Here is a 24,124-nt window from a genome sequence, read left to right on the forward strand (position 1 = left end):
AGCTTCCATTCTATTGATTGGTAAAGGAAATAGGAATGATCTATGCTTTTCTTAGTGTACTGGATCTGGCTTTTAGTATTTACATTGCTATTTTAGTAGCTCAAGCTATTTTTTCTTGGCTTTATACATTTAATATTATCAATACCCGAAATGCTTTTGTCGCTATGATAGGCGACTTTCTATATCGTACAACAGAACCAATTTTGTACTATATTCGACGTTTTTTACCCAATCTTGGGACAATCGATATTTCACCTATTGTGGTTTTTATGATTATTTATTTTATTCGTATCTTTATGTGGCGTGCTTATGCGGGAATGTTTTTATAAAAGTGAAGAGACTTTCTTAGCTGAATAAGATGTTTTATCGAGTTGATCCTCATCGTTTGATTTTATTTGTCCGTTTGATCCCAAAAGCTTCAGTTGATAGTATAATAAAGGTTGAAAATAGAGGTGATGGGAAACAGCATTTGATTATACGTTTGCGTGCTATTCCTGAAAATGGAAAGGCAAATAAGGCATTAATTAAATTTTTGGCAAAACAGTGGAAGATTCCGTCATCTTGCATTTCTCTTGGAAGTGGCGCAACATCACACTATAAACAACTTTACTTTTCAAAATATATAAAAGAGATAGAGCAAATATTACAATTGTTTAGAGATTGTGATCCTATAGAAAAATAAGAAAGATAATAGCCTGTTAAGATGCAGGCTATATTTTTGTTTAGAGCGAACAATTATACTGTTTATTGCGCTCAATTGCTTTTTTAATCAACTCATGTGCATAATCTTTATTACGCCAACCTTCAATTTTAACCCATTTTCCAGGTTCAAGATCTTTGTAATGTTTAAAAAAATGCTCAATTTGTTTTAATGTGATTTCGGGAAGATCTGTATAATTATGGACATTAATGTAACGTTTTGTTAATTTTTCAGAAGGAATAGCAACAATTTTTTCATCTTTACCACCGTCATCTTCCATCATAAGAACACCGATTGGGTATACATTAATAACACAGCCTGGGATAAGAGGACGGGTGTTACTGATGAGAACATCAATAGGATCACCATCTTCTGAAAGTGTGTGCGGGGTGAAGCCATAATTTCCAGGATAAGCCATTGGTGTATGGAGGAAACGGTCAACAAATAATAATCCAGATTTTTTATCCATTTCATATTTTATTGGTTGACTCTCAACAGCAACTTCAATGATAACATTAATATCTTCTGGTGGATTTTTGCCAACAGGTATTTCATTAATATTCATGTAATTACCCTTTCTAGGATTAAGTAAAATCAAATAGAATAGTACATTGATATGAAGAGACTATCTATCAGGCAAGTGACGAGCGTGTTTTTTCGAAACGTTTACGTTCATTTGGATCTAGATAGAGTTTACGTAGACGAATATTTTTAGGTGTCACTTCTACCAGCTCATCATCTTGTATCCATGATAGTGCGCGTTCTAAGGTCATTTTGATTGGAGGGCTTAATTTTACGGCTTCATCTTTACCAGAAGCACGCATGTTAGTTAGCTTCTTTCCTTTTAAAACATTTACTTCTAAGTCATTATCGCGTGAGTGTATGCCAATAATCATACCTTGGTAAACTTTAACGCCAGCATTGATCATCATAGGGCCACGATCTTCAAGATTGAAAAGTGCATAGGCAACGGCTTCACCATTATCATTTGAAATCATTACACCATTGGTACGGCCACTAATTTCTCCCTTATAAGGCTCGTAGGCATGGAAAAGACGGTTCATAATTGCTGTACCACGTGTATCTGTTAAAAGTTCAGATTGATAGCCAATAAGTCCGCGAGTTGGTGCGTAAAACACAAGACGTACACGATTTCCACCTGATGGACGCAATTCAACCATTTCTCCTTTGCGTTCTGACATTTTTTGAACAATAGTTCCGGAATATTCTTCATCAACATCGATCACAACTTCTTCAATTGGTTCTAAAGTTACTCCATTTTCATCTTTTTGCATAACTACACGTGGTCGTGAAACACTTAGTTCAAATCCTTCACGACGCATATTTTCAATAAGAACTGCAAGCTGTAATTCTCCTCGTCCTGAAACATAAAAGGAGTCTTTATCAGCTGATTCCTCAATTTTAAGAGCTACATTTCCTTCTGCCTCTTTTAACAAACGATCACGGATCACACGACTTGTTACCTTATCTCCTTCTGTACCAGCAAGAGGACTATCATTTACAAGAAAGCTCATAGTAACAGTGGGAGGATCAATTGGTTGAGCAATAAGAGATTCATTAACGGAAAGATCACAGAAGGTATCAGCAACAGTTCCTTTTTGGAGCCCTGCAATCGCTATAATATCTCCAGCAGCACTTTCTTCAATAGGCTGTCGTTCTAGTCCACGGAATGCTAAAATTTTTGAAATACGCCCAGTTTCTAAAAGTTTTCCATCTTGCCCCAGAACCTTAATATTTTGATTGGATTTAATTGAGCCTGAATGAATGCGCCCTGTAATGATTCGTCCTAAAAAAGGATCAGCTTCAAGGATAGTACCGATCATGCGGAATGGTCCTTCAGCAATGGTTGGTGTAGGTACATGACGGGTTACAAGATCAAACAAGGCATTTAGTCCTTGATCTTTGGGGCCTTTAGGAGATTCAGCCATCCATCCATCACGACCTGATCCATAAAGAATAGGGAAATCTAGTTGTTCATCGGTTGCATCAAGAGCTGCGAAAAGGTCAAAAACTTCATTGACAACTTCATCGGCACGAGCATCAGGTCGATCAATTTTATTGATTGCAACAATAGGACGTAATCCTACTTTTAATGCTTTTCCAACAACAAATTTGGTTTGTGGCATGGGGCCTTCAGCGGCATCAACAAGAACAATAGCTCCGTCTACCATATTGAGGATACGTTCTACTTCACCACCAAAATCGGCATGACCAGGAGTGTCAACAATATTAATTCGGGTATTTTTCCAAACAACAGATGTCACTTTTGCTAGAATTGTAATACCGCGTTCTTTTTCGATATCATTTGAATCCATCATGCGCTCGCTTGTGCGCTGGTTATCACGAAAATTTCCTGATTGTTTGAGGAGTTCGTCTACAAGTGTTGTTTTACCGTGGTCAACGTGGGCGATGATAGCAATATTACGCAATTGCATAAATTTTCTTCTTTTCGTTTAATGAAATTTTCTTTGAGGTAAAGCGTCTCTCTTTACAGTTTCAGATCTTTTACAGCTTTTTTTAGACTTTGGGAAGAGAAAGAACATTTTTTATAAAAAAATGACAGAAAAGATTTTAGTACACACCACATTAAAGTAAGATTCCAGATAGAATAAAGGAAGCAACAGAAAAGTAAATTATAATACCCGTGACATCTACTAAAGTTGCTACAAAGGGAGCTGAAGCACTTGCTGGGTCAAATTTTAAACGTTTAAGAATAAAGGGCAACATAGATCCAGCTAAAGAACCGAATGTAACAATTCCAACTAAGGCTGCTCCTACAGTTATAGCAATAAAAAACCAATATTCACCATAATTATAAATTCCGAGTTGTTGCCAGACAGTAATCCGCGTGATACCGATGATTCCGAGTAAAATACCAAGAGATATGCCTGTTGGGATTTCACGAATGATGACCTTCCACCAGTCTTTAAGTGTGAGTTCCCTTAAGGCTAATGCGCGAATAATAAGAGATGTTGCTTGTGAACCAGAGTTTCCTCCTGAACTCATAATAAGAGGGATGAATAATGTAAGGGCAATTACTTTTTCAAGTTCTGTTTCGAAATATTGCATGGCGCTTGCTGTCAACATTTCACCTATAAAGAGTAAAGCCAGCCAGCCACCGCGTTTTTTCATCATCCCCAAAAAATTTATTTGCATGTATGGTTTATCTAGAGCTTCCAGTCCCCAAATTTATAGGCATCCTCATTCATTTCATCGACCATAGAGTCAAGCACATCATCAACTGTTACAATACCAATAACATGATTACTGTCATCAATAACTGGTACAGAAAGAAGATCATGACGTTGGAAAAGGCGAGCAATATCTTCGTGATGCATAAAGGGTGATATCGTGATAGGTGTATCATGTGTGGAGACGTTTAAAATTTTATCATCAGGTGAGGCAAGAATAAGGTTACGGAGAGAAACAGCTTTGAGAAGCGTGCTTGTTTTGGGATCAATGACATAACTTGTGTATACGGTCTCACGTGTTCTTTCAACATCACGAATATGATCTAAAGTTTTTTTTACAGTCCAATTTGCTGGTACTGCTATAAACTCTGTTGTCATTAATGCACCAGCTGTATGATCTGGATAACTGGTAAGTTTCTTGAGTTCAGTTCGGGTTAAAGGTTTTAGTAAGGCATAAAGTCGTGTACGTGTCTCTTTATTCATTTCTTGGAAGACATCTGCAGCAGCATCTGCAGACATACCGTCAAGAATTTCAACAGCAAGATTCACAGGTAAAAGCTCAAGGATAGCGGCTGGTTTTTCAAGTTCTGGTTTATCGAAAAGTTCAATGGCATAATCAAGAGGTAAAAGATTGAGGATAGTTACCCGCTCCATAATATCAAGATCATTAATGATATCGATCGAGTCAGCAAAATGAAGATTTTTTAATTCTTCAGCAAGAGCTTCAGAAGGTAAATCTTTGAGGTAGCTGGTAGTTGGTTTAATTTCAGTCTCAGTCATGTGAAGTGCCTTCTAAAATAGAGGTTTATAGATATAATAAATCAAAATTATAGACAACTTAGAATACAAGTTTTTCAATTGTTAATATTCAAAGCAAAGTCAAGAATAGATTGCGATCGTAAAAACTGCAAACAATGTCATATGATAAGCAAAAGTGACCAACAAAAGGGGTCTTTTTTGTGTATTCCGTAATGACAAAATAATATTTATTTTTATGTAAAAAGTTCAATTTAAGAGGTTATTTTGAAACATAAAGTTGTTATTAATGGCTTATATTATGTAAGTGATTATTTTGTTTTAAACTTATTAATATTAATAGAGGCAATATAATATTATGACACAAGCAGCAATATTCGACTGGATGGGATTTTCAGGGCTTCCTGATTTTGCTTCAATAAATGATGATGATTTTCAACCTGCTTTTGAACATGTACTGAAAGAAGCTGAAGAGGAAATAGAAGTTATTGCTGCTTTGGAAGAGCTACCAACACTTGAGAATTTTTTGCAGCCTTTTGAGCTTGTTGGCAAGAACCTTGATCGTGTATGCTCAATATTTTTCTTGCGTGCGACTGCACACAGTAATGAATTGATACAAAAATTAGAACAAGAATTTGTTGTCAAGCTTTCGCGTTATTCTTCAAGAATTATGATGGATACACGAATATTTGCGAAAATGGATATGCTCTATAAACAATCACAGCAAGGTTTGTATGATCATGAAACTAAACGTGTGATTGAATTATGGTGGAAGAAATTTGTTAATAATGGTGCAAAACTTGATGAAAAAGGCAAAAAACGTCTTGTTGAAATTGATGAAAGACTTGCCTTTTTAGGTGCTACTTTTGGTCAGCATATCTTAAAAGATGAGGCTGAGTGGATTTTGTTTTTAGAAAAAACAGATTTATCTGGTTTGCCAGATGATCTTATTGCTTCCATGGAGGAAATTTCTTGTGAAAGAGGTCGTAATGGACAATATGCATTAATTTTAATGCGCTCGATTATTGAACCTTTTTTAAAATTCTCTCATCGTCGTGATTTGCGCGAAACAGCTTTTCAAGCTTGGTCCCAACGGGGTGAAAATACTCATGATAATAAAGCAATTATTGTTGAGATGATTGCACTTCGGGGTGAAAAAGCGAAATTGTTAGGGTATAAATCTTTTGCGGATTTAAAACTTGACAATACTATGGCTAAAAATGTTGATGCAGTTATGAGTTTGCTTACCCCTGTATGGGAGCGTGCAAAGGTTAAAGCTGCTGCTGAACAAGCTGAATTACAAAATTTTGCAAAAGATCAAGGAAATAATGAGCCCTTAAAAGCTTGGGATTGGCGCTATTATGCTGAAAAATTGCGTAGTGAGAAATTTTTGTTTGATGAAACAGAAGTAAAATATTATTTGCAGCTTGATCGCATGATTGAAGCAGCTTTTTTTGTTGCAAAAAAACTTTTTGGAATTTCATTTGAAGAAAAAACTACTGTTGCGCTTTGGCATCCTGATGCACGCTTATGGGAAGTCAAAAAATCTGATGGAAGTTTACTTGGGCATTTCATTGGTGATTATTTTGCACGTTCTTCAAAACGATCTGGAGCATGGATGAGTAGATTACAATCACAGCATAAATTGAATGGAGGACAAAAGCCTATCGTTTATAATGTATGCAATTTTGCCAAGTCTTCTAAAGGGAAGTTTTCTCTTTTATCGCTTGATGATGCACGCACACTTTTCCATGAATTTGGGCATGCATTGCACGGTTTGCTTTCTGATGTCACATGGCCATCTGTTGCAGGAACATCAGTTGTGCGTGATTTTGTTGAGCTTCCCTCTCAACTTTATGAGCATTGGCTAATTGTACCAGAAGTATTACAATCGTATGCTACGCATATGGAAACAGGGGTTCCTTTGCCGCAAACTTTGTTGGATAAAATTTTGTCAGCACATACATTTAATTCTGGTTTTAGTGCTGTTGAGTTTCTTTCATCTGCTTTAGTAGACATGGCTTTCCACCAAGAAGAAAAAATGGTGGATCCAACACTTTTTGAACGTAAGGAACTAGAAAAGCTAGGAATGCCTGACGCAATTATTATGCGTCATCGTCCTCCGCATTTTGCACACATATTTTCAGGTGATGGTTATGCGGCTAGCTATTATTCTTATATGTGGTCAGAAGTACTGGATGCTGATGCCTTTCAAGCTTTTGAAGAAACAGGTGATGTTTTTAATCCAGAACTTGCTAGTCTATTAAAGCGTTTTATCTATTCTGCTGGAGGGAGCTATGATCCCGAGAAACTCTATGAATCTTTTCGAGGGCGATTACCTTCACCAGAAGCAATGATAAAGAAACGTGGACTGTAAAGATAAAATAGGGTGTGGGATATACTGATTTTGGTTGAGGATAAATTAAGGTACCAATAAAATACTATGACTTTTGAAAGCTAGAACTAAAATTTTGTACGTTACCTATTTTAATTTTAGCTTCAACCAAAGTTTGTATTTCTTATGACATCATTAAATGATAATTCTATAGTCTTGAATAATTTTACTACAATTTTTTTGAGATATAGTTGTATTTAAATAATGTAACAAAATCCTTATTTTAAAACGCATAGTTGGCAATTATAGCACTTTTTTCTAATTGCATGATGTTTTTCATAAAGTAAAAATTTTATTTTAATTTATTTTAGGGATTTTTTATAAACAAGAAAATCATCTTTTAAGATGTCATATAATCAATAAGAAAGTAAATAATTGAATAAATCAAATGAACATGAGAGGAGCGTTGTACTTTAAGGTTATTGTTTTCTGATATGAGAAAGAGTTTCGTAGCTTGGATATCCATTTGCTTCTAAACCATGACGTAACTGAAAAGCTTTAATCGCTTTCTTAGAGGCCGTACCAATTTTACCATCAATCTCTCCTTGATAGTCTCCAAGTTTTTCTAAGCGAGATTGTAGTTCTATACGCTCTTTGAAAGTAATAGGTCTAAATGGTCGATTCCAATCTTGGGATAATTTAGGGTGTCCAGCGATACGGTCAGCAAGAAGGCCAACAGCGAAAGCATAACGATCTGCATTATTATAACGTTTAATCACAAAGAAATTTTTTGTTACCAGAAACGCAGGCCCTTTTGGGCCATCAGGAAATTTTAATATTGCTTGTTCAGATAAAGAAGGAAAAGGCTTTTTATGTGCATGTTGAACACCTAATTCTTTCCATTGTTTAAAGGATAACCAATTTTCAGGTAATTTTTTGTTATTTGGTAATTTAACTTCAATTCCCCAGGTGAGATTAGATTGCCAACCATTCCTATGAAGAAGGTTAGCAGCAGTGGCAAGTGAATCGGGAATCGAATTCCAAATATCAGAGCGCCCATTTCCATCCATATCAATAGCATAGATGAGATAACTGCTTGGAATAAATTGCGTATGTCCTAATGCTCCCGCCCAAGATCCCACGAGTTGAGAGCGGTGAATTTCACCACTTTGTAGAATTTTCATTGCTGCAATAAGTTGCGTGCGCGCATATTTTTGACGTTTTTGGTCAGCATAAGCTAAAGTAGCAAGTGAACGGATAGTATCACGCATTACGCCTTTATTTGTTAAAATTTTTCCATAGTTGCTTTCCATAGACCAAATAGCGAGGAGGAGATTACGGTTAACACCAAAACGCTTTTCAATTTTTTGTAACCACTGTTGCCATTTTTTAGCTTGCTGTTTTCCTTCTATAATTGCATCATCATGAATACGATTGTCAAAATATTCCCATGGCATATCAACAAATTCTGGTTGATATGCTGCTTTTTCTAAGACTTCTCGGTCAATTGTATTAATTGTTTTAAAAGCTATATCAAAGGTGGATGGCGAAATATTGTTAGCTAAAGCCGTTTTTTTAAATTCATTAATCCAATGTTGAAAACGACTATCAGCATATGTGAGCGAGGAAAAAGCTATTGGAAGAATAGTAAAGATAGAAACTAAACCAATGAGAAGGAATACTCGATTTATGTTTTTTCCTGAAGAAAATAATGTATTAAATTTTGTTATTTTCATTTGCTAATTTTTATCTTTCTATGCAGTATTTGAGTATGCAATCGTTTTATTTTTGTATTTAGTGAATTATATATCAGCTTAAGTAAATTATTCAAATTAATTATTTTAGTAAAGTAATTTATTAATTATTGTGTCCTTTATATGTTTATTATATGAAAATCTAGAGAATAGAACATCTTTATTTGTTTGTAGTTAAAATATATTATGTCAGAAAATCATACATTAAATAGAGTTATCCAGTAAATTAAATAGGAAGATGAGTGTGCATAAAATCCGTAAGGCAGTATTTCCTGTAGCAGGTCTTGGTACTCGTTTTCTTCCAGCAACAAAAACAGTTCCTAAAGAAATGCTCACTATTGTTGATAAGCCTGTTATTCAATACGTGGTAGATGAGGCACGTGAAGCAGGTATTGAGCATTTCATTTTTGTTACTGGGCGTAATAAGGCAGTTATTGAAGATTATTTTGATGCTCAGGTTGAATTATATACAACTCTTGCTGCATGTGAAAGAACAGAGGAGCTAGAGCATTTAAAAAATTTGCAATTACAGCCAGGAATGACTTCTTTCACTCGGCAACAGCAACCTTTAGGATTAGGACATGCTGTTTGGTGTGCGCGTGAACTCGTTGGAAAAGAGCCTTTTGCTTTATTATTGCCTGATATGCTCATGCAAACTAAAGAAAATTGTCTTTCTGAGATGATGCATCTTTATGAAAAAACAGGAGGAGGTAATATTATTGCTGTTCAAGAGTGTGATCATGAAGAAGTATGTAAATATGGTATCGTAGGAAAAGGAAAGCAGGTTGCAAATGGTTTTGAAATTACACAAATGGTAGAAAAACCAGCCATAGAAAAAGCTCCATCTAATTTGTATATTAATGGGCGTTATATTTTGCAGCCAGAGATTTTTGATATTTTAACTGATCAAAAACAAGGAACAGGAAATGAGATTCAATTAACAGATGCTATGGTGCAACTTTTAAATGAACAGGCTTTTTTTGGTTTTCAATTAGATGGATGTACTTTTGATTGTGGATCTAAAATTGGCTTTATTGAAGCTAATGTCGCATTTGCTCTCTCACGTACCGATATGCATCAGCAACTTTTTACGTCATTAAAAAACTTACTTGCAAAAATTAACGTTGCAAAATGATATAGACTTTGAGTGTGATTTCATTTATCGAATTTAATTATGACGATAGAGTCTCTTCATACGTTAAATCTACAAAATGCGGTTATCTTAGCGCTTAAGACTATTTCTATTGAAAAACGAGGGCTCGAAGCTCTTGAAAAGGCCTTTCATGAGAAGCTTGCGGATTCTTTTAAAGCAGCTGTCCAAGCTATTAGTAATGCGAATGGTCACGTGGTAATTACTGGTCTTGGCAAGAGCGGTCATATAGGCACGAAAATTGCTGCGACTTTAGCTTCAACTGGAACACCTGCTTTTTTTATTCATGCTGCGGAAGCTAATCATGGTGATCTTGGTATGATTGGTTCTGATGATGTTGTTCTTGCTTTATCATGGTCTGGAGAAACTACAGAGTTAAGTGGTATTATAAGTCATACTGCACGTTTTCACATCCCACTAATTGCAATAACATCTGGTGAGCACTCTATATTAGGGCGGCAAGCTGATATTGTATTATTATTGCCAAAAGTAGAGGAGGCTTGTCCTCACGGGCTTGCTCCGACAGCTTCAACAACTATGCAATTAGTGATAGGGGATGCATTAGCTATTGCTCTTTTGGAAATGCGAGGTTTTACTGCAACTGATTTCAAAATTTATCATCCTGGGGGGTCTCTTGGTGCAAATCTTAAATACGTGCGTGATATTATGCATCAAGGTGATCGTGTTCCTTTAGTTATGCAGGGAGCCTCCATGACAGCAGCTATGGAGATTTTGGTTAAAAAACATTTTGGTTGTGTTGGTGTTGTAAATTCAAGAGGCGAATTAATTGGGATTATAACAGATGGTGATCTTGCACGAAATATTCACAATGATTTGTCACAGTTCAATGTTGATGAGGTAATGACCAAAAATCCGAAGACTGTTGGTCCAGACACACTCGTTGGTACCGCGACAGCGTTTATTAATGATCATCATATTGGAGCATTTTTCGTGATTGAAAATAAAAAGCCTATTGGAATCGTTCATTTTCATGATCTTTTGCGTATTGGTGTGGCATGAGTTAATGAATACTGAGAATCCAATATTATTTATCAATAAAAAATGATGGAACAATAGCAGTAGTATCTTTAAGAGGAAGAAGATTTGAGGTATCTATTTGTGGGTGGTTATTTTTAAAGCTTATGACATAATATAAGCTTAGAGATTTAGAGATATCATAATATGTTTATCTAATAATTTACTCACAGGAAGAAAGAATTTTTTCCTGTGAGAAGTGCTTTTTATATTCTTATAAAAAGTTTTAAATTTTATTTAGGTTTTGCGCTTGAGGAAGAATTGTGAACCAGTATTTGATGTACAGAGGAGTTGCATTGTATCATTAGATATTGTGCAACTTGCTCTAGAAACAGTTCCACGAAGAAGAGAATATATTTCAATTTCTACGTGGTGAGTATTGAGATAATGGTAGCTACCTTCTGAAAGTTTTTCTCTTGTATCTGCTGCTCGTGTTTCAAAAATACCACTATGAAAAGAAGAAATAATACCGTTTGTGTCGATCCATTCTCCATCGATTCCGGTTGGCATATTGTTGATAAATAAGAAATTCTTGTGATTATGCGAATGATTACAAGCAACTAATATCAAAGCAGTTATTGTTAGGTATAAAATACAGCAAATGTGTTTCATGTTTTTTACTCTATATGTTTTCTTTATTACTTTTTACGACAGGTTTAAAGTAAAAGAAAAAAATTGAAAAGACTTTTAAACATTGTGCTTAATGAATAGTTTGATAAAATTAGCATGCCGGTTATAAAAGGTAAAATGTATTGTGTGGTTTATAATGAATCTTATTATAAATATATTTAGTAGTCTCAAAGGAGATTATTAAAGTTATGGCTGGTTCTATTCTTGTTGCGGGCGAAGATCACGGAAAGCGTGCAGAGCTTTCTATTATGCTTCGAGGATTTGGTTATCACGTTATTGAAGCAGAAAATAGCTTACGTACAATTGATCTTTTATATAGGCGTAAAAATATTACGCTTGTGTTGCTTGATGTTGCTATGAGTGATTTAAGCGTAAGTGATCTAATTAAAATGATTAGAACAGCCCGAATCTCTATTCGCGTCATTATTATAGCAAAACAAGATAATCAAGAGTTGATTCAAAAAGCTTTAAAAGCTGGAGCTATTGATTATTGGATTTATCCAGTTACACCACTGCGGTTAAGAGTTACTTTGAATAATCTTGCGTTCATTTCCGCATTAGAAAATGAAATTCAATATATTCGTAGACAAAAAGAAAATCATTTACAATTTTCTAATATTTATAAAAAAAGCAGCGTAATGCAAGCCATTTTAGAACAATCAAAAAGTGCAGCAACTTCTTTTCAAAATCTTTTGATAGAGGGTGAAGTAGGGACTGGTCATGAGAAATTAGCTCGCATTATCCACGATGAAAGTTTTTTTTCAAAGGGGGCTTTTGTCCGCTTCCAATGTTTACCGGTTTTTGATTCAGAGGAAGAGAGTCGTTTTTGGTTTAAAGAGTTTTTACCGCTGGTTTCTTCTCTTGAACATGGGACGCTTTGCTTATGTGATATTGATCGATTGGAGCCGACCCAGCAAAAACGTTTTGCGCATTACCTTCAAGAGAGAGCAGAAACAACAAAAGATAAAAATCTACCTTTTCGTATTATTGCGCTTTCAACATCGCGTCTTGCAGATTTAGTTCAGATAGGTTTTTTTGCACATAATTTTTTTAAACAAATTTCCCAATTATATATTAATATCCCCGCTTTGCGAGAGTTGAGGAGTGAACTTCCAGAAATTTCTCAGTGTTTAATTGATCATATTATTACTGAAACGGGGCAATCGCATGTGCATGGTTTAGCAGGAACGGTTATTTCTATGTTTATGCAGTATGATTGGCCTGGTAATTATAGAGAACTGGAAAATTTGCTATTCCGTGCGGTTTTGATGAGCGAAGGACCATTATTAACTGTGCAAGATTTTCCGCAATTGATAAAAAATCCATATATGAGTATTTCAAAGATAACTGATAATGATATTCAAGAACGCTATGAGAGCAAATTTATACGATTTTTAAATGTTGATGGGCATGTACGCACTTTTTCTGAGATGGAGCTTGATATTATTGAAAAGGCAGTTGTACATTATAAAGGACGTATGAGTGAAATTGCGCGGCGTCTTCAGATTGGGCGTTCTACTCTTTATCGTAGAATAGAGGAATTGAATACAATAAATAATCAAAAGCAGTAAAAAATCTTTAACAAAAATCTATATTTACGAAACAGAATAATTCAAAAAGGTATGATTGCCTTATCAGCAAAAAAGAGAAGTCCTTTAGCTATAAAAATGAAATGTTATTTATTGTAATAATTTGCTCATGTAAAATATTATTCAAACAATAATAGGTAAGATTGCTCAGAATTTTTGAATATGAACAGAGCCATTGATTCCAATGTTTTTTTACGTATTTATTGGGTATATGATATTTTTTAGAAAGAAAGTTTATCTCTTTGACTCTATTAAACATTATTCTTGGCCTCACGGCACTTTTCATTATTGCTTCTATGTTAGCAATTTATACTTATGGTTGCTTCGCTAGAAGTGCCAGAGGAGAGTCTTCTTATGCGCTAAGTGTTGAGAAAAGTGAGACTGAAATTGATCGTATAGTCAGCCGATTAGCAAAAGAAACAAATGGGGTGGGGATTGATAAAGATGCTCTTTCACTTATTGTAAGCAATTTAGATGCATTTTGTGTTCGTGCGATAGGAGCAGCACAAGCTGGACGCAGTCTTGATCTGATGTATTACATTTGGGATGATGATTTAACGGGACGTTTGTTGCTTAGCGAAGTGGTTGAGGCTGCTGATCGTGGTGTACGAGTGCGTCTTCTTTTGGATGATATTAATGCTCAGGGGCGTGATCCGGCTTATGTTGCACTTGATAAACATCCTCATATTGAGGTGAGAGTATTTAATCCAGGGCGCGTACGTAAAGGTGGTTTACGCCGTGGTTTAGAGATTATATTGCGGGCGATTATGGTCACGCGCAGAATGCACAATAAAGCCTTTATTGTTGATGGGCGTGTAGCTTTTGTAGGAGGACGAAATCTTGCAGATTCTTATTTGGGTGCAAGTAAACAGTCAAGTTTTCGAGATTTAGATCTCATGTTAATTGGTCCGTCAGTTAAAAAAATAGAAACGATCTTTGATAACTTTTGGAATAGTGCTGTGGTTTTACCAATTCATACTTTGGTTGTTCCTGACAGAGCAAGAGATCTCGATATTTGGAAAGCTAAATTACGTAGATTCCGTAACTCAAAAGTTGCCAAAGTTTACTTAACTTATGTCAATAAGCGTATCAATTTTGAATATTTTATTCAAATAGGTAAACGATTATTTGTAGCAGATAAAGTCGATGTTCTTTCAGATCCTCCAGAAAAGGCATTACGGAAGCATACAGCAAATTGGCTGATGGAAGCCCTTTCACAGGTTATTGATAGCGCAAAAAAAACAGTTCAGATTACATCGCCTTATTTTGTGCCGGGTAAAGAAGGGACACAGAGCTTCCGCAATTTGGTATCAAAAGGTATTAATGTCAAAATTCTTACTAATTCTTTAGCAGCTACTGATGTGGCCATTGTGCATGGAGGTTATGCACCTTATCGTAAAATGTTATTAAAAAGTGGTATTCAACTCTATGAATTAAAACCGGATGGAGGAGCTCACCGATTGCAGTTGTTTAGATCTAATAAAGCGAGTTTGCATACGAAAGCTTTTTTAATTGATTGTAAAACTGCTTTTATTGGATCTTTAAATTTTGATCCTCGTTCGGTTTCATTGAATACAGAAATGGGAATTCTTTTTGAATGCGCGCCAATTGCAGCAAGATTAGATTTACTTTTTTCTGAGGAAACGACCGGTGAAATGAGTTATTGTTTACGTCTTGGTGATAATGATCGTATTTACTGGGATTTTATTGAAAATGAAAAAAAACACAGTGTTGACTATGAACCAGAAAGTAATTTGAAGCGTCGTGCATTTGCAAAAATAATGAGTTGGTTGCCCATTGAATCGCAATTGTAGATATACAAGTTCTATTTTAGAAAAATATTTATTTTCTCTTTTCATTTTATCGGTCACATGGCATAATTGACTGCCAACTCGCGGCTTAAGAGAATTAAAGCTGTCCCTATAACTGTCGCAGTGTTTTAGTATTAGAGGAACTTGGCTATGGCAAAAATTATTGAAACAAGCACAGGTGCATTGGCACTAACCTTTGATGACGTGCTTTTGCAGCCAGGCCATTCTCTCGTTATGCCTAGCCAAGTGGATCTTAAAACCCGTATTGCAGCAGATATTGAGTTGAATTTACCACTTCTTTCTGCTGCAATGGATACGGTGACAGAGTCTCGTTTAGCAATTGCTATGGCTCAAGCTGGTGGTCTTGGTGTTATTCATCGGAATATGTCTCCTGCGGAGCAAGCTGAAGAAGTACGTCAAGTAAAGAAATTTGAATCCGGTATGGTTGTTAATCCAGTAACAATTGGTCCCGATGCAACACTTGAAGAAGCCAAGAATTTGATGCGTTCTCATAGTATTTCAGGGATTCCAGTTGTTGAAAGTGGTGCTAAAAGCCGAATTTCTGGTCGACTTGTTGGCATTTTGACTAATAGAGATGTGCGTTTTGCATCAGATCCAAAACAAAAAATCTATGAATTAATGACGCATGAAAATTTAATTACAGTGCGTGAAAATGTTCAACTAGATGAAGCAAAATATCTTTTACATCATCATCGTATTGAAAAGTTACTTGTTGTAGATGAACAAGGTCGCTGTGTTGGTTTGGTGACAGTTAAAGATATTGAAAAGGCACGATTAAACCCGAATGCTGCAAAAGATTCTCAGGGTCGTTTGCGTGTTGCTGCCGCGAGTAGTGTGGGGGATGAAGGAATCGAGCGTGCTGAACAATTAATTGATGCGGGTGTTGATCTATTAGTAATTGACACGGCTCATGGTCATTCTCAACGTGTATTGGATATGGTTGAACGTATTAAAAAAATGGCGCTTTCTACGGTTGTCATTGCTGGTAATGTAGCGACTCCTCAAGCAACACAAGCTTTGATTGATAGTGGTGCTGATGCGGTAAAGGTTGGTATTGGCCCTGGTTCTATTTGTACAACGCGAATTGTTGCAGGTGTTGGTGTTCCTCAGCTTGCAGCTGTTATGGGAGCTGCAGAAATTGCTGATAAAGCAGGTATTCCTATTATTGCTGATGGGGGTATCAAGGCTTCCGGTGATTTTGCTAAAGCTTTAGCAGGTGGTGCTTGTGCTGCTATGATTGGTTCTCTTCTCGCTGGTACAGAAGAAAGCCCAGGAGAAGTTTATCTCTATCAGGGCAGATCCTTTAAAGCTTATCGTGGTATGGGGTCAGTTGGTGCTATGGCGAGGGGATCAGCAGATCGTTATTTTCAAGCTGAAGTTCGAGATACACTCAAATTAGTCCCTGAAGGTGTTGAGGGACAAGTTGCATATAAAGGCCCTATCGCGTCGGTTTTACATCAACTGGCGGGTGGTTTGCGTGCTTCTATGGGATATGTGGGAGCGAAAAATTTAGCTGAGTTTCGTGAAAAAGCAACTTTCGTACGTATTACCAATGCTGGTCTTTATGAGAGCCATACACATGATGTTGCTATTACGCGTGAAAGTCCGAATTATCGTGGTCCTATTTGCTAGGGAAGACTATCAGTATGAAGAAGTTTTAGAAAGAAATATTTTTAAGGTATTGATCACTTCGTAAATAGTTTTCCTATTTAATTATTTTAGACTTAATAAAAGGAAAGAATTGGAGTATTAACATCCAATTCTTTCTGGAAGTTGTAGTTACGTAGAAGTTATATAAATAAAATTAATTTTTTACGTTCTTCCGTCCTGTTTTTGATGCATATTGGCGATTGTTCCCCATACCACTTTGGACGGATTTCTTGCTACTGTTTGAGGGCATTTTATTTTGGCTGCTTTTGGATGCAGTTATTTTTCCATGACTAGAAGTCTTCATTATTTTCTCCTTTTTAATTATTTGGCATATACCAATGATATATCGGTATAAGACAAACGGTTATATTAAAGAGTAGTTCCAATAATTTTCTAAAAGGTTCTCTTATGCTTTTTGAGGAGAAAAGGTAAATCTGTATAGTGTTTTCGGATGTATTTTCATTTTTCACAGAAAAATAAAATTCTGCAGGTTATCATTTTGGATATTTATAGTGACTTATTGGGGCAATAAATGTTTGTTTTTACTGATTTGATAATAATTTATAATTTTCTCATAATCATAACTGGAATAGGGGTGTTGTGGATAATAGCCTGACTTTTAGAGCCAAATAAAAAATTATGCACCTTAGAACGATGGAAAGCGCCCATAATGAGCATATTAAGATTAAGTGGTTCTATATTATGAAGAACCATTTGCTCAAAATTAATTTCTGTTCTGAGTGGTTCGGCATTAAATCCTGCAGATTGTAACCGTGCTAAGGTTTCGTCAAAGCTATTTTGTATGATTTGTATTTGTTGTTCTGCCATCCCTAATATAAAGGTTACGTTTTTAAAAAATTCTTGTGTGCAAATAAAATCAATAGCTTTCATAATTAATGGACCACCATCAAAGGCTATTAGAATTCGTTGAATAGGCTGGAAGTTACGGGAGGCAACGAGAATTGGAAGCTCAGAAGAGCGTACGACATTTTCAAAGTTGAGTCCTAATCGCTTTTTATCAAGGGCTGTTTGCTCACCACGTTTTCCTATCACAATCATTGATGATTTATTGCTATAAGTGTTTAATGCATCTAGAAGAGTTCCATGACGTAAGCGTGTTTCAACTTCAATTTCACTATGAGAGCTGAGATAATTTTTGGCTTCATCTAAAGCGGTTTGTCCGATTTTTTGAGCAAAAAGTGCTTTAGCAAGAGTAGGATCTTGTTGTGCTGGGGGCAATGGATCAAGGATATTATTGTTAATATCCATTTGTTGTGTATCTGGTAAATGAATTTCTTCTTCCGATTTATCCAATACATACAACAATCGAATTGTTGTTTGCATAGATTTAGCAGCCCATAATGCTAAATCACATACAGGATTTGCATATATTGAGGTATCAATAAGAGCGAGTATTGGTTTTGTCATTGCTAGTTTCTCAATGTTTTCATGTTATAGAATATTTTATTAGCTTCATTAAGGTTTATAAATTATAAGATGATTGCCCCTCTTTCACTTTAGAATAAAATATTCTAGATCATAGTACTAGCACTATTCGGTTTTCAATATCCATTTTTGATTGTTTTAAGGTTAATGCTAAAAATCGGTACAATAATTTTATTTTTCAGTTAAATCATTTAGATTTTTAGAAATTGAGTAGGAGAAATAAATGCGATTGGGTGGGCGGTTGCAGGCTGCAATAGATATTCTACAAGAAATAGAAACGCGTTATCGTCCTGCCAGTGAAGCATTAAAAGATTGGGGGCTTTCTCATCGTTTTGCTGGGGTAAGTGATCGCGCAGCAATTGGGACAATTGTGTATGATGTTTTAAGACGGCGTTATTCATTGCAATGGCGTATGGATAGTAACAATATTCGAGATGTAGTTTTTGGTACTTTGTTCGATTCTGGTATGGTGACAATTGAGCAAGTTGATAAAATTTTAGAGGGAGATCGATATGCACCGCAGTTATTGGCACCTCAACAGAGGAAAGCATGGCAACAACGTCAGTTAGTAAATGCACCAGACTATATTCGCGCTGATATTCCTCAATGGTGTCAAGCTCATTTATATCCTTTATTTACAGCTAATTGGATTAAGGAAGCAGCTGCTTTAGCGACACGTCCTCCTTTAGATTTACGTGTGAACAGTTTAAAAGCAACGCCTAAGAAGGTGATTAAAGCCTTAGAAAAAACAAAGGTTAAGTCTTTTTCATGGTTTCAACAAGCGTTAAGGATTGAACCGATTGAAAAATTTGAGCGCCATCCTAATGTTCAGGCTGAACCTGCTTTTCAAAAAGGATATTTTGAGATACAGGATTTGGGGTCTCAACTTGTTTCTTATCTTATAGAAGCAAAAGCAGGTATGCAGTTATTAGATTATTGTGCGGGAGCTGGGGGAAAAACATTAGCTTTAGCTGCCAGTATGGAGAATCGAGGCCAGATTTATGCTTATGATGCAAACAAGATTCGCTTAGCTCCTATTTTTAATCGATTGCAACGTGCTGGTATTTATAATGTACAACCACGAGTGAATAAAGAAGAATTAAAATCATTAATAGGTCAAATAGATATCGTTTTATTAGATACTCCATGTAGTGGGACAGGAACATGGCGCCGTCGTCCAGATGCGAAATGGCGTTTGACCTTACAAAAGGTGAAACAACGTCAGGAAGAACAGTTTGCTATTTTGAATGAAGTCTTAATTTATATAAAGCCAGGAGGGCGTTTAGTTTATATCACCTGTTCTCTCTTTAATGATGAAAATGAAGAACAAATTTCCCAGTTTCTTCAGAAACATTCTAATTTTTTTCCAATCAATATGCAGAAACTTTGGCATCGACATTTTAGCTCTCTAATTATGCAACCAACATTTTCAAATTATGGACTGACTTTATCACCAGCAGCAACTAAAACAGATGGTTTCTTTTTATCTATTTTACAAAAGGAATTCTAATGCGTATTTTGTTTTTTTATTTCACATTTGTATTAGGAATAACCTTTTTCTTATGTCAATAAATTTGTAAAAAGAGAAAGATTGAATAATACGTTTTTTATTTTAGATAATTATTGATTGGTTTTCTATGAGCACATTGCGTTCAGATACTATCCTTATCATTGATTTTGGTTCACAAGTTACGCAACTCATTGCACGACGGGTGCGAGAAATAGGCGTTTATTCCACAATTGTTCCTTTCCAGTCTGCTTTAGAAGAATTTAAGCGAATCAAGCCTCAGGCTGTTATTTTATCAGGCAGTCCTTATTCCGCTGTTGACGACGATGCACCACGTGTTCCAATGGAGATTTTTAACGCTGATATTCCGGTTCTTGGTATTTGTTATGGCGAACAAATTATGTGTGTTCAGCTTGGTGGAAAAGTTGAAGCAGGACATGAACGTGAATTTGGACGCGCTTTGTTAGATATAAAAGAAGAAAGTGCTCTTTTTGATGGTGTTTGGAAGAAAGGGTCATGTCATCAAGTTTGGATGAGCCATGGTGATCGTGTGGTTGCTTTGCCAGAAGGCTTTCATGTTATTGGAACATCACAAGGAGCTCCTTATGCTGCTATTGCTGACGAAAAACGTCGTTTTTATGCGGTACAATTCCATCCTGAAGTTGTTCATACAACAGATGGAGCAAAACTCTTAAAAAATTTTGTTTATAAAATTTCTGGTCTTAAAAATAATTGGTCAATGGCTGCTTATCGTGAACAAGCAGTTGCTGCAATACGCAAAAAGGTTGGAAAAAGTCATGTGGTTTGTGGTCTTTCAGGTGGTGTTGATTCATCTGTTGTAGCTATATTACTTCACGAAGCTATAGGCGATCAGCTAACATGTGTTTTTGTCGATCATGGGTTGATGCGTAAAAATGAGGCAGAAGAAGTTCTTACACTTTTTCGAGAGTATTATAATATAAAGCTGGTTCATGTTAATGCTGCTGATATGTTTATCAATACCCTTGAAGGCGAAACCGATCCAGAAAAAAAGCGGAAGATAATTGGTCGCCTTTTTATTGAAGTTTTTGAAGAAGAAACAAAAAAAATAGAAGGCGCGGAGTTCTTAGCACAAGGGACACTTTATCCAGATGTGATTGAAAGTGTTTCAGCGATTGGTGAACCTATAACGATTAAAAGTCATCATAATGTAGGCGGGCTACCAGAACGAATGAAAATGCAACTTATAGAACCATTGCGTGAGCTTTTTAAGGATGATGTTCGTTCTTTAGGACGAGAATTAGGTTTACCTGAACAATTTATTGAGCGTCATCCTTTTCCAGGACCTGGTTTGGCAATTCGATGTCCGGGTGCAATTACACGCGAAAAATTAGAAATTTTACGTGAGGCAGATGCTATTTATCTTGATGAAATCAGAAAAGCTGGCCTTTATAATAAAATTTGGCAAGCTTTTGCTGTTCTTCTTCCTGTTCAAACTGTTGGTGTAATGGGTGATGCACGCACTTATGAGTTTGTCTGCGCTCTTCGTGCTGTAACATCTATAGACGGTATGACCGCTGATTTTTATCCGTATGATATGGAATTTTTGAGTAAAGTATCAACACGTATTATTAATGAAGTTCAGGGTATTAATCGTATTGTCTATGATATAACTTCTAAACCTCCTGGTACTATTGAGTGGGAATGATTGAAATCAAGAATAGTAAAGATATAGCATTTTTAGGATTGAACATTTTAGAAAGTTAGAAAGTAAAAAAAGAAAATTGTTAGAAGCTTTGTATTAATGATTTTTAATTGTCATTAATGGCGTTTTAGCGAATATCGTTTGCAATTAAGAGAAGTTAGAAAATATGCTGAAACAAAAAATTATTGCTCATCGTGGTGGAGCTAGTCTTTATTCTGAAAATACGCTTTCAGCATTTCGTTATGCGATTGCATTGGGAGTGGATGAAATTGAATGCGATATTCATCTTCTTAAAAGCGGTGAAGTTGTTATATTTCATGATTTTTCCCTTGAACAATTGGTTGGAAAAAAAGGATATATTCATGAGGTTGATAATGAAACACGTCAGCAACTCCATGTGAAAGGGAGTACTGAAGCACCTCCTTTATTAGAAGAATTGCTTGATCTTTTGGTGCCAACCAATGTAGCGCTTCATCTTGAAATCAAAACATGTGGTGAAATTGAGCGTGAAACTCTTTTATCCAAAAGAGCGCTTGAATTAATCAAAAGTAGAAACTTAGAAAAACGAGTTTCAGCAATTAGTTTTGATGCTACGAGTCTTCGTCCTTTTATTGAGGCAGGGATACCATCTGGGCCATGTATTGATAGTTTTAAAGGCGATATGTCTTGCTGTTTTTCGGAGTGGAAAAAATTAGGGTATTCTGATCTAAGTTTGGATAGCTCTATTGTATCACGAGACTTTATTGTATCTGCTCTTGATTTTGGCTTCACTGTAGGTGTATGGACAGTTAATGGGGTGTCCCGTTTGTCTCATTGGTTTGATATGCCGGTGGATTATATTACAACAGACCAACCTGATCTTGCTTTACGATTACGTTCACAAAAATAAAAAAAGGAGCTTTTATGACTGATTAAGTAATCTGGAAGAAAAAATTTTCTAGATTGATTATGTGCGTTTTCCTGTTTGTTTATTAAAAGTGTGAAAATTCTGATTAGGAACGGTGAAGCTTATTTTTTGTCCATAATCATTTGTGAGACGTTCTTTGATTTCAACAGTGAAGATAATATTGTTCCAGCGTGTTAAAACGTGACATCCTGTGCCTACAGGTTTTATGAGTTCGATATGTGCATGAAAAACGGGTCCTTTTTCCGGATATTCACCTAACAAAGTTGCTTCTGGCCTAAATGCTAAAATATCGGTTTCTTTGTTAAAAGAAAATGAGAAGCCTAAATATTGCTCTAAGATCTGACGATCAAGAAAATTAATAGGTGGAGAACCAATGAACCCAGCAACAAAGGTTGTGGCTGGGTAATCATAGATTTCCATTGGCTTTCCAATTTGTTCAATACATCCTTTATTCATGACGACTATTCGGTCAGCTAATGTCATGGCTTCTAATTGATCATGTGTAACATAAAGACTGGTTGTTCCTAATGAACGTTGGAGTGTTTTAATTTCAATGCACATTTGGGCGCGTAATTTCGCGTCAAGATTTGAAAGTGGTTCGTCAAAGAGAAAAACACGTGGTTGGCGAACAATAACACGCCCCATTGCAACACGTTGACGTTGTCCTCCTGATAATTGCCGTGGTTTACGATCAAGAAATGGTTCTATTTCCAAAAGCTTTGCAGCATGGGCAATACGTTTATTCATTTCCTCTTTAGGCGTTTTTCGATTTTTGAGACCATATTCCAAGTTTCCACGTACAGTCATATGCGGATAAAGTGCATAGTTTTGAAAAACCATAGCAATGTCACGATTTGCTGGCTCACGATTATTAATAAACTCATTGTCAATATAAAGCTCACCAGAGGTAACTTGTTCAAGTCCAGCAATAATACGTAATAGGGTTGATTTCCCACATCCGGATGGACCAACAAGAACGAGAAGTTCTTTATCAAAAACAGTTAAATTCAAGTTATTAATAACCAGACTATCATTGTCATACTGTTTTATTATATTTAATAGTTGAATTGTAGCCACAATTATTTCTCCGTTTCAATGAGACCTTTGACAAAAAGCCGTTGCATGAAGATAACGACTAAAACAGGTGGAGCCATAGCAACAACCGATACTGCCATAAGAATATTCCATTGAGGATCATGTTGCAGTGATTCAACAATGAGTTGTTTTAATATAACAAGAATAGTTTGATGGTCTTGATCTGTTGTAACAATAAGTGGCCAGAGATATTGTATCCATCCATAAATGAACATAATAATAAATAAAGCCGCAATATTACTTTTGCTAAGGGGAAGAAGAATATCCTTAAAAAATTTCAATGGTCCTGCCCCATCGACACGTGCAGCTTCTAAGAGTTCATCAGGGACAGTGAGAAAAAATTGACGAAATAAAAATGTAGCGGTTGCTGATGCAATTAATGGAATAATCATTCCACTATAAGTGTTTATCATTCCTAATTGTGCAACTATTGTATATGTTGGAATAATACGGACTTCAATAGGAAGCATTAATGTAATAAAGATAAGAGCAAAGGCAGTTTTACGAAAAGGAAAACGCATATAGACGATTGCATAAGCAGAAAAGAGTGAAATAGTAATTTTTCCAATACTAATACCAATAGCTATAATAAATGAGTTCATTAAAAGTGGCCAGAGACGTGGAAGACCAAGTTGTGCAAGGCCATCGCCAAAGATTGTTTTATAATTTTCTAAGCCGTATTGTCCTGGTAAAAGAGGAAGCGTTCCTGCATTAAATGTTGCTGAATTATGTGTTGATGCAATAATGGCAATATAGACTGGAAAACAGATGATAAGAATACCAATAATGAGAATGAAATGAGTTAAAAATTTCAAAAAAGGACGGTTTTCAACCATAACTTC

General features: G+C 35.8%; 19 protein-coding genes and 1 pseudogene. 11 read left to right on the forward strand and 9 right to left on the reverse strand.

What is annotated here, in order from left to right; translation table 11 throughout:
• The first annotated feature begins 35 nt into the window (after window positions 1-35).
• Window positions 36-329 (forward strand): YggT family protein, encoded by a 294-nt coding sequence (locus tag BAR153v2_RS00720; protein ID WP_078679878.1) that lies wholly within the window; start codon window positions 36-38, stop codon window positions 327-329.
• A 29-nt stretch (window positions 330-358) separates the two neighbouring features.
• Window positions 359-682 (forward strand): DUF167 family protein, encoded by a 324-nt coding sequence (locus BAR153v2_RS00725; protein ID WP_078679879.1) that lies wholly within the window; start codon window positions 359-361, stop codon window positions 680-682.
• A gap of 40 nt (window positions 683-722) precedes the next feature.
• On the opposite strand, the gene ppa is transcribed toward BAR153v2_RS00725, so the two are convergent.
• From ppa to mgtE, 3 genes and pseudogenes are all read right to left on the reverse strand, one after another.
• Window positions 723-1,265, reverse strand: a complete 543-nt coding sequence (gene ppa, locus BAR153v2_RS00730; RefSeq protein WP_078679880.1) for an inorganic diphosphatase — start codon at window positions 1,263-1,265, stop codon at window positions 723-725.
• 67 nt (window positions 1,266-1,332) lie between these two features.
• On the reverse strand, window positions 1,333-3,156 hold the full coding sequence (gene typA / locus BAR153v2_RS00735) for a translational GTPase TypA (protein WP_078679881.1): 1,824 nt from the start codon (window positions 3,154-3,156) through the stop codon (window positions 1,333-1,335).
• Window positions 3,157-3,307: 151 nt separating this feature from the next.
• Window positions 3,308-4,692: pseudogene (mgtE, locus tag BAR153v2_RS00740) on the reverse strand (magnesium transporter).
• A gap of 334 nt (window positions 4,693-5,026) precedes the next feature.
• Here mgtE and BAR153v2_RS00745 point away from each other — a divergent pair.
• Window positions 5,027-7,045, forward strand: a complete 2,019-nt coding sequence (locus BAR153v2_RS00745; RefSeq protein WP_078679882.1) for a M3 family metallopeptidase — start codon at window positions 5,027-5,029, stop codon at window positions 7,043-7,045.
• A 437-nt stretch (window positions 7,046-7,482) separates the two neighbouring features.
• Here the strand turns inward: BAR153v2_RS00745 and BAR153v2_RS00750 are convergent, their stop codons facing one another.
• On the reverse strand, window positions 7,483-8,739 hold the full coding sequence (locus BAR153v2_RS00750) for a lytic murein transglycosylase (RefSeq protein WP_078679883.1): 1,257 nt from the start codon (window positions 8,737-8,739) through the stop codon (window positions 7,483-7,485).
• Between the two features lie 262 nt (window positions 8,740-9,001).
• Here BAR153v2_RS00750 and galU point away from each other — a divergent pair, with 262 nt between their 5' ends.
• Both galU and BAR153v2_RS00760 read left to right on the forward strand, forming a co-directional pair.
• Window positions 9,002-9,892, forward strand: a complete 891-nt coding sequence (galU, locus tag BAR153v2_RS00755; RefSeq protein WP_078680912.1) for a UTP--glucose-1-phosphate uridylyltransferase GalU — start codon at window positions 9,002-9,004, stop codon at window positions 9,890-9,892.
• A gap of 39 nt (window positions 9,893-9,931) precedes the next feature.
• Entirely contained in the window at window positions 9,932-10,927 is a 996-nt protein-coding gene (locus BAR153v2_RS00760; protein ID WP_078679884.1) for an SIS domain-containing protein, read from the forward strand.
• Window positions 10,928-11,179: 252 nt separating this feature from the next.
• On the opposite strand, the gene BAR153v2_RS00765 is transcribed toward BAR153v2_RS00760, so the two are convergent.
• A complete protein-coding gene (locus tag BAR153v2_RS00765) occupies window positions 11,180-11,554 on the reverse strand; it encodes a hypothetical protein (RefSeq protein ID WP_078679885.1) in 375 nt (124 codons plus the stop codon).
• A 206-nt stretch (window positions 11,555-11,760) separates the two neighbouring features.
• Here BAR153v2_RS00765 and BAR153v2_RS00770 point away from each other — a divergent pair, with 206 nt between their 5' ends.
• The 3 genes from BAR153v2_RS00770 (at window position 11,761) to guaB (ending at window position 16,625) form a co-directional block, all read left to right on the forward strand.
• On the forward strand, window positions 11,761-13,143 hold the full coding sequence (locus tag BAR153v2_RS00770; protein ID WP_078679886.1) for a sigma-54 dependent transcriptional regulator: 1,383 nt from the start codon (window positions 11,761-11,763) through the stop codon (window positions 13,141-13,143).
• Window positions 13,144-13,403: 260 nt separating this feature from the next.
• Complete coding sequence (locus BAR153v2_RS00775) at window positions 13,404-14,975, forward strand: phospholipase D family protein (RefSeq protein ID WP_078679887.1); 1,572 nt, start codon at window positions 13,404-13,406, stop codon at window positions 14,973-14,975.
• A gap of 147 nt (window positions 14,976-15,122) precedes the next feature.
• A complete protein-coding gene (gene guaB / locus BAR153v2_RS00780) occupies window positions 15,123-16,625 on the forward strand; it encodes an IMP dehydrogenase (RefSeq protein WP_078679888.1) in 1,503 nt (500 codons plus the stop codon).
• Window positions 16,626-16,797: 172 nt separating this feature from the next.
• Here guaB and BAR153v2_RS07360 read toward each other — a convergent pair whose 3' ends face one another.
• Both BAR153v2_RS07360 and BAR153v2_RS00785 read right to left on the reverse strand, forming a co-directional pair.
• The gene (locus tag BAR153v2_RS07360; RefSeq protein ID WP_198934310.1) at window positions 16,798-16,947 is read right to left on the reverse strand and encodes a hypothetical protein; all 150 of its coding nucleotides are present in this window, start codon (window positions 16,945-16,947) and stop codon (window positions 16,798-16,800) included.
• Between the two features lie 257 nt (window positions 16,948-17,204).
• On the reverse strand, window positions 17,205-18,071 hold the full coding sequence (locus BAR153v2_RS00785) for a universal stress protein (protein WP_078679889.1): 867 nt from the start codon (window positions 18,069-18,071) through the stop codon (window positions 17,205-17,207).
• 241 nt (window positions 18,072-18,312) lie between these two features.
• Between BAR153v2_RS00785 and BAR153v2_RS00790 the strand changes: the two genes are divergently transcribed.
• The 3 genes from BAR153v2_RS00790 (at window position 18,313) to BAR153v2_RS00800 (ending at window position 22,169) form a co-directional block, all read left to right on the forward strand.
• On the forward strand, window positions 18,313-19,599 hold the full coding sequence (locus BAR153v2_RS00790; RefSeq protein ID WP_078679890.1) for an RsmB/NOP family class I SAM-dependent RNA methyltransferase: 1,287 nt from the start codon (window positions 18,313-18,315) through the stop codon (window positions 19,597-19,599).
• A 127-nt stretch (window positions 19,600-19,726) separates the two neighbouring features.
• Window positions 19,727-21,283: a glutamine-hydrolyzing GMP synthase gene (gene guaA, locus BAR153v2_RS00795; RefSeq protein WP_078679891.1), complete on the forward strand. Its 1,557-nt coding sequence runs from the start codon at window positions 19,727-19,729 to the stop codon at window positions 21,281-21,283.
• Window positions 21,284-21,446: 163 nt separating this feature from the next.
• Entirely contained in the window at window positions 21,447-22,169 is a 723-nt protein-coding gene (locus tag BAR153v2_RS00800; RefSeq protein ID WP_078679892.1) for a glycerophosphodiester phosphodiesterase, read from the forward strand.
• A gap of 57 nt (window positions 22,170-22,226) precedes the next feature.
• Here the strand turns inward: BAR153v2_RS00800 and BAR153v2_RS00805 are convergent, their stop codons facing one another.
• Both BAR153v2_RS00805 and ugpE read right to left on the reverse strand, forming a co-directional pair.
• Window positions 22,227-23,264, reverse strand: coding sequence for a sn-glycerol-3-phosphate import ATP-binding protein UgpC (locus tag BAR153v2_RS00805; RefSeq protein WP_078679893.1), 1,038 nt, complete (start codon window positions 23,262-23,264; stop codon window positions 22,227-22,229).
• A 2-nt stretch (window positions 23,265-23,266) separates the two neighbouring features.
• Window positions 23,267-24,118, reverse strand: a complete 852-nt coding sequence (ugpE, locus tag BAR153v2_RS00810; RefSeq protein ID WP_078679894.1) for a sn-glycerol-3-phosphate ABC transporter permease UgpE — start codon at window positions 24,116-24,118, stop codon at window positions 23,267-23,269.
• Window positions 24,119-24,124 lie beyond the last annotated feature (6 nt).

It is taken from the genome of Bartonella sp. AR 15-3 (genome assembly GCF_002022445.1).
Classification (GTDB): Bacteria; Pseudomonadota; Alphaproteobacteria; order Rhizobiales; family Rhizobiaceae; genus Bartonella.

Excerpts from the sequence above, each read along its gene's own strand:
- BAR153v2_RS00720 (WP_078679878.1), top strand. The coding sequence starts at position 36 with ATGATCTATGCTTTTCTTAGTGTACTGGATCTGGCTTTTAGTATTTAC.
- BAR153v2_RS00725 (WP_078679879.1), top strand. The coding sequence starts at position 359 with ATGTTTTATCGAGTTGATCCTCATCGTTTGATTTTATTTGTCCGTTTG.
- ppa (WP_078679880.1), bottom strand. The coding sequence starts at position 1,265 with ATGAATATTAATGAAATACCTGTTGGCAAAAATCCACCAGAAGATATT.
- typA (WP_078679881.1), bottom strand. The coding sequence starts at position 3,156 with ATGCAATTGCGTAATATTGCTATCATCGCCCACGTTGACCACGGTAAA.
- BAR153v2_RS00745 (WP_078679882.1), top strand. The coding sequence starts at position 5,027 with ATGACACAAGCAGCAATATTCGACTGGATGGGATTTTCAGGGCTTCCT.
- BAR153v2_RS00750 (WP_078679883.1), bottom strand. The coding sequence starts at position 8,739 with ATGAAAATAACAAAATTTAATACATTATTTTCTTCAGGAAAAAACATA.
- BAR153v2_RS00760 (WP_078679884.1), top strand. The coding sequence starts at position 9,932 with ATGACGATAGAGTCTCTTCATACGTTAAATCTACAAAATGCGGTTATC.
- BAR153v2_RS00765 (WP_078679885.1), bottom strand. The coding sequence starts at position 11,554 with ATGAAACACATTTGCTGTATTTTATACCTAACAATAACTGCTTTGATA.
- BAR153v2_RS00770 (WP_078679886.1), top strand. The coding sequence starts at position 11,761 with ATGGCTGGTTCTATTCTTGTTGCGGGCGAAGATCACGGAAAGCGTGCA.
- guaB (WP_078679888.1), top strand. The coding sequence starts at position 15,123 with ATGGCAAAAATTATTGAAACAAGCACAGGTGCATTGGCACTAACCTTT.
- BAR153v2_RS07360 (WP_198934310.1), bottom strand. The coding sequence starts at position 16,947 with ATGAAGACTTCTAGTCATGGAAAAATAACTGCATCCAAAAGCAGCCAA.
- BAR153v2_RS00785 (WP_078679889.1), bottom strand. The coding sequence starts at position 18,071 with ATGACAAAACCAATACTCGCTCTTATTGATACCTCAATATATGCAAAT.
- BAR153v2_RS00790 (WP_078679890.1), top strand. The coding sequence starts at position 18,313 with ATGCGATTGGGTGGGCGGTTGCAGGCTGCAATAGATATTCTACAAGAA.
- guaA (WP_078679891.1), top strand. The coding sequence starts at position 19,727 with ATGAGCACATTGCGTTCAGATACTATCCTTATCATTGATTTTGGTTCA.
- BAR153v2_RS00800 (WP_078679892.1), top strand. The coding sequence starts at position 21,447 with ATGCTGAAACAAAAAATTATTGCTCATCGTGGTGGAGCTAGTCTTTAT.
- ugpE (WP_078679894.1), bottom strand. The coding sequence starts at position 24,118 with ATGGTTGAAAACCGTCCTTTTTTGAAATTTTTAACTCATTTCATTCTC.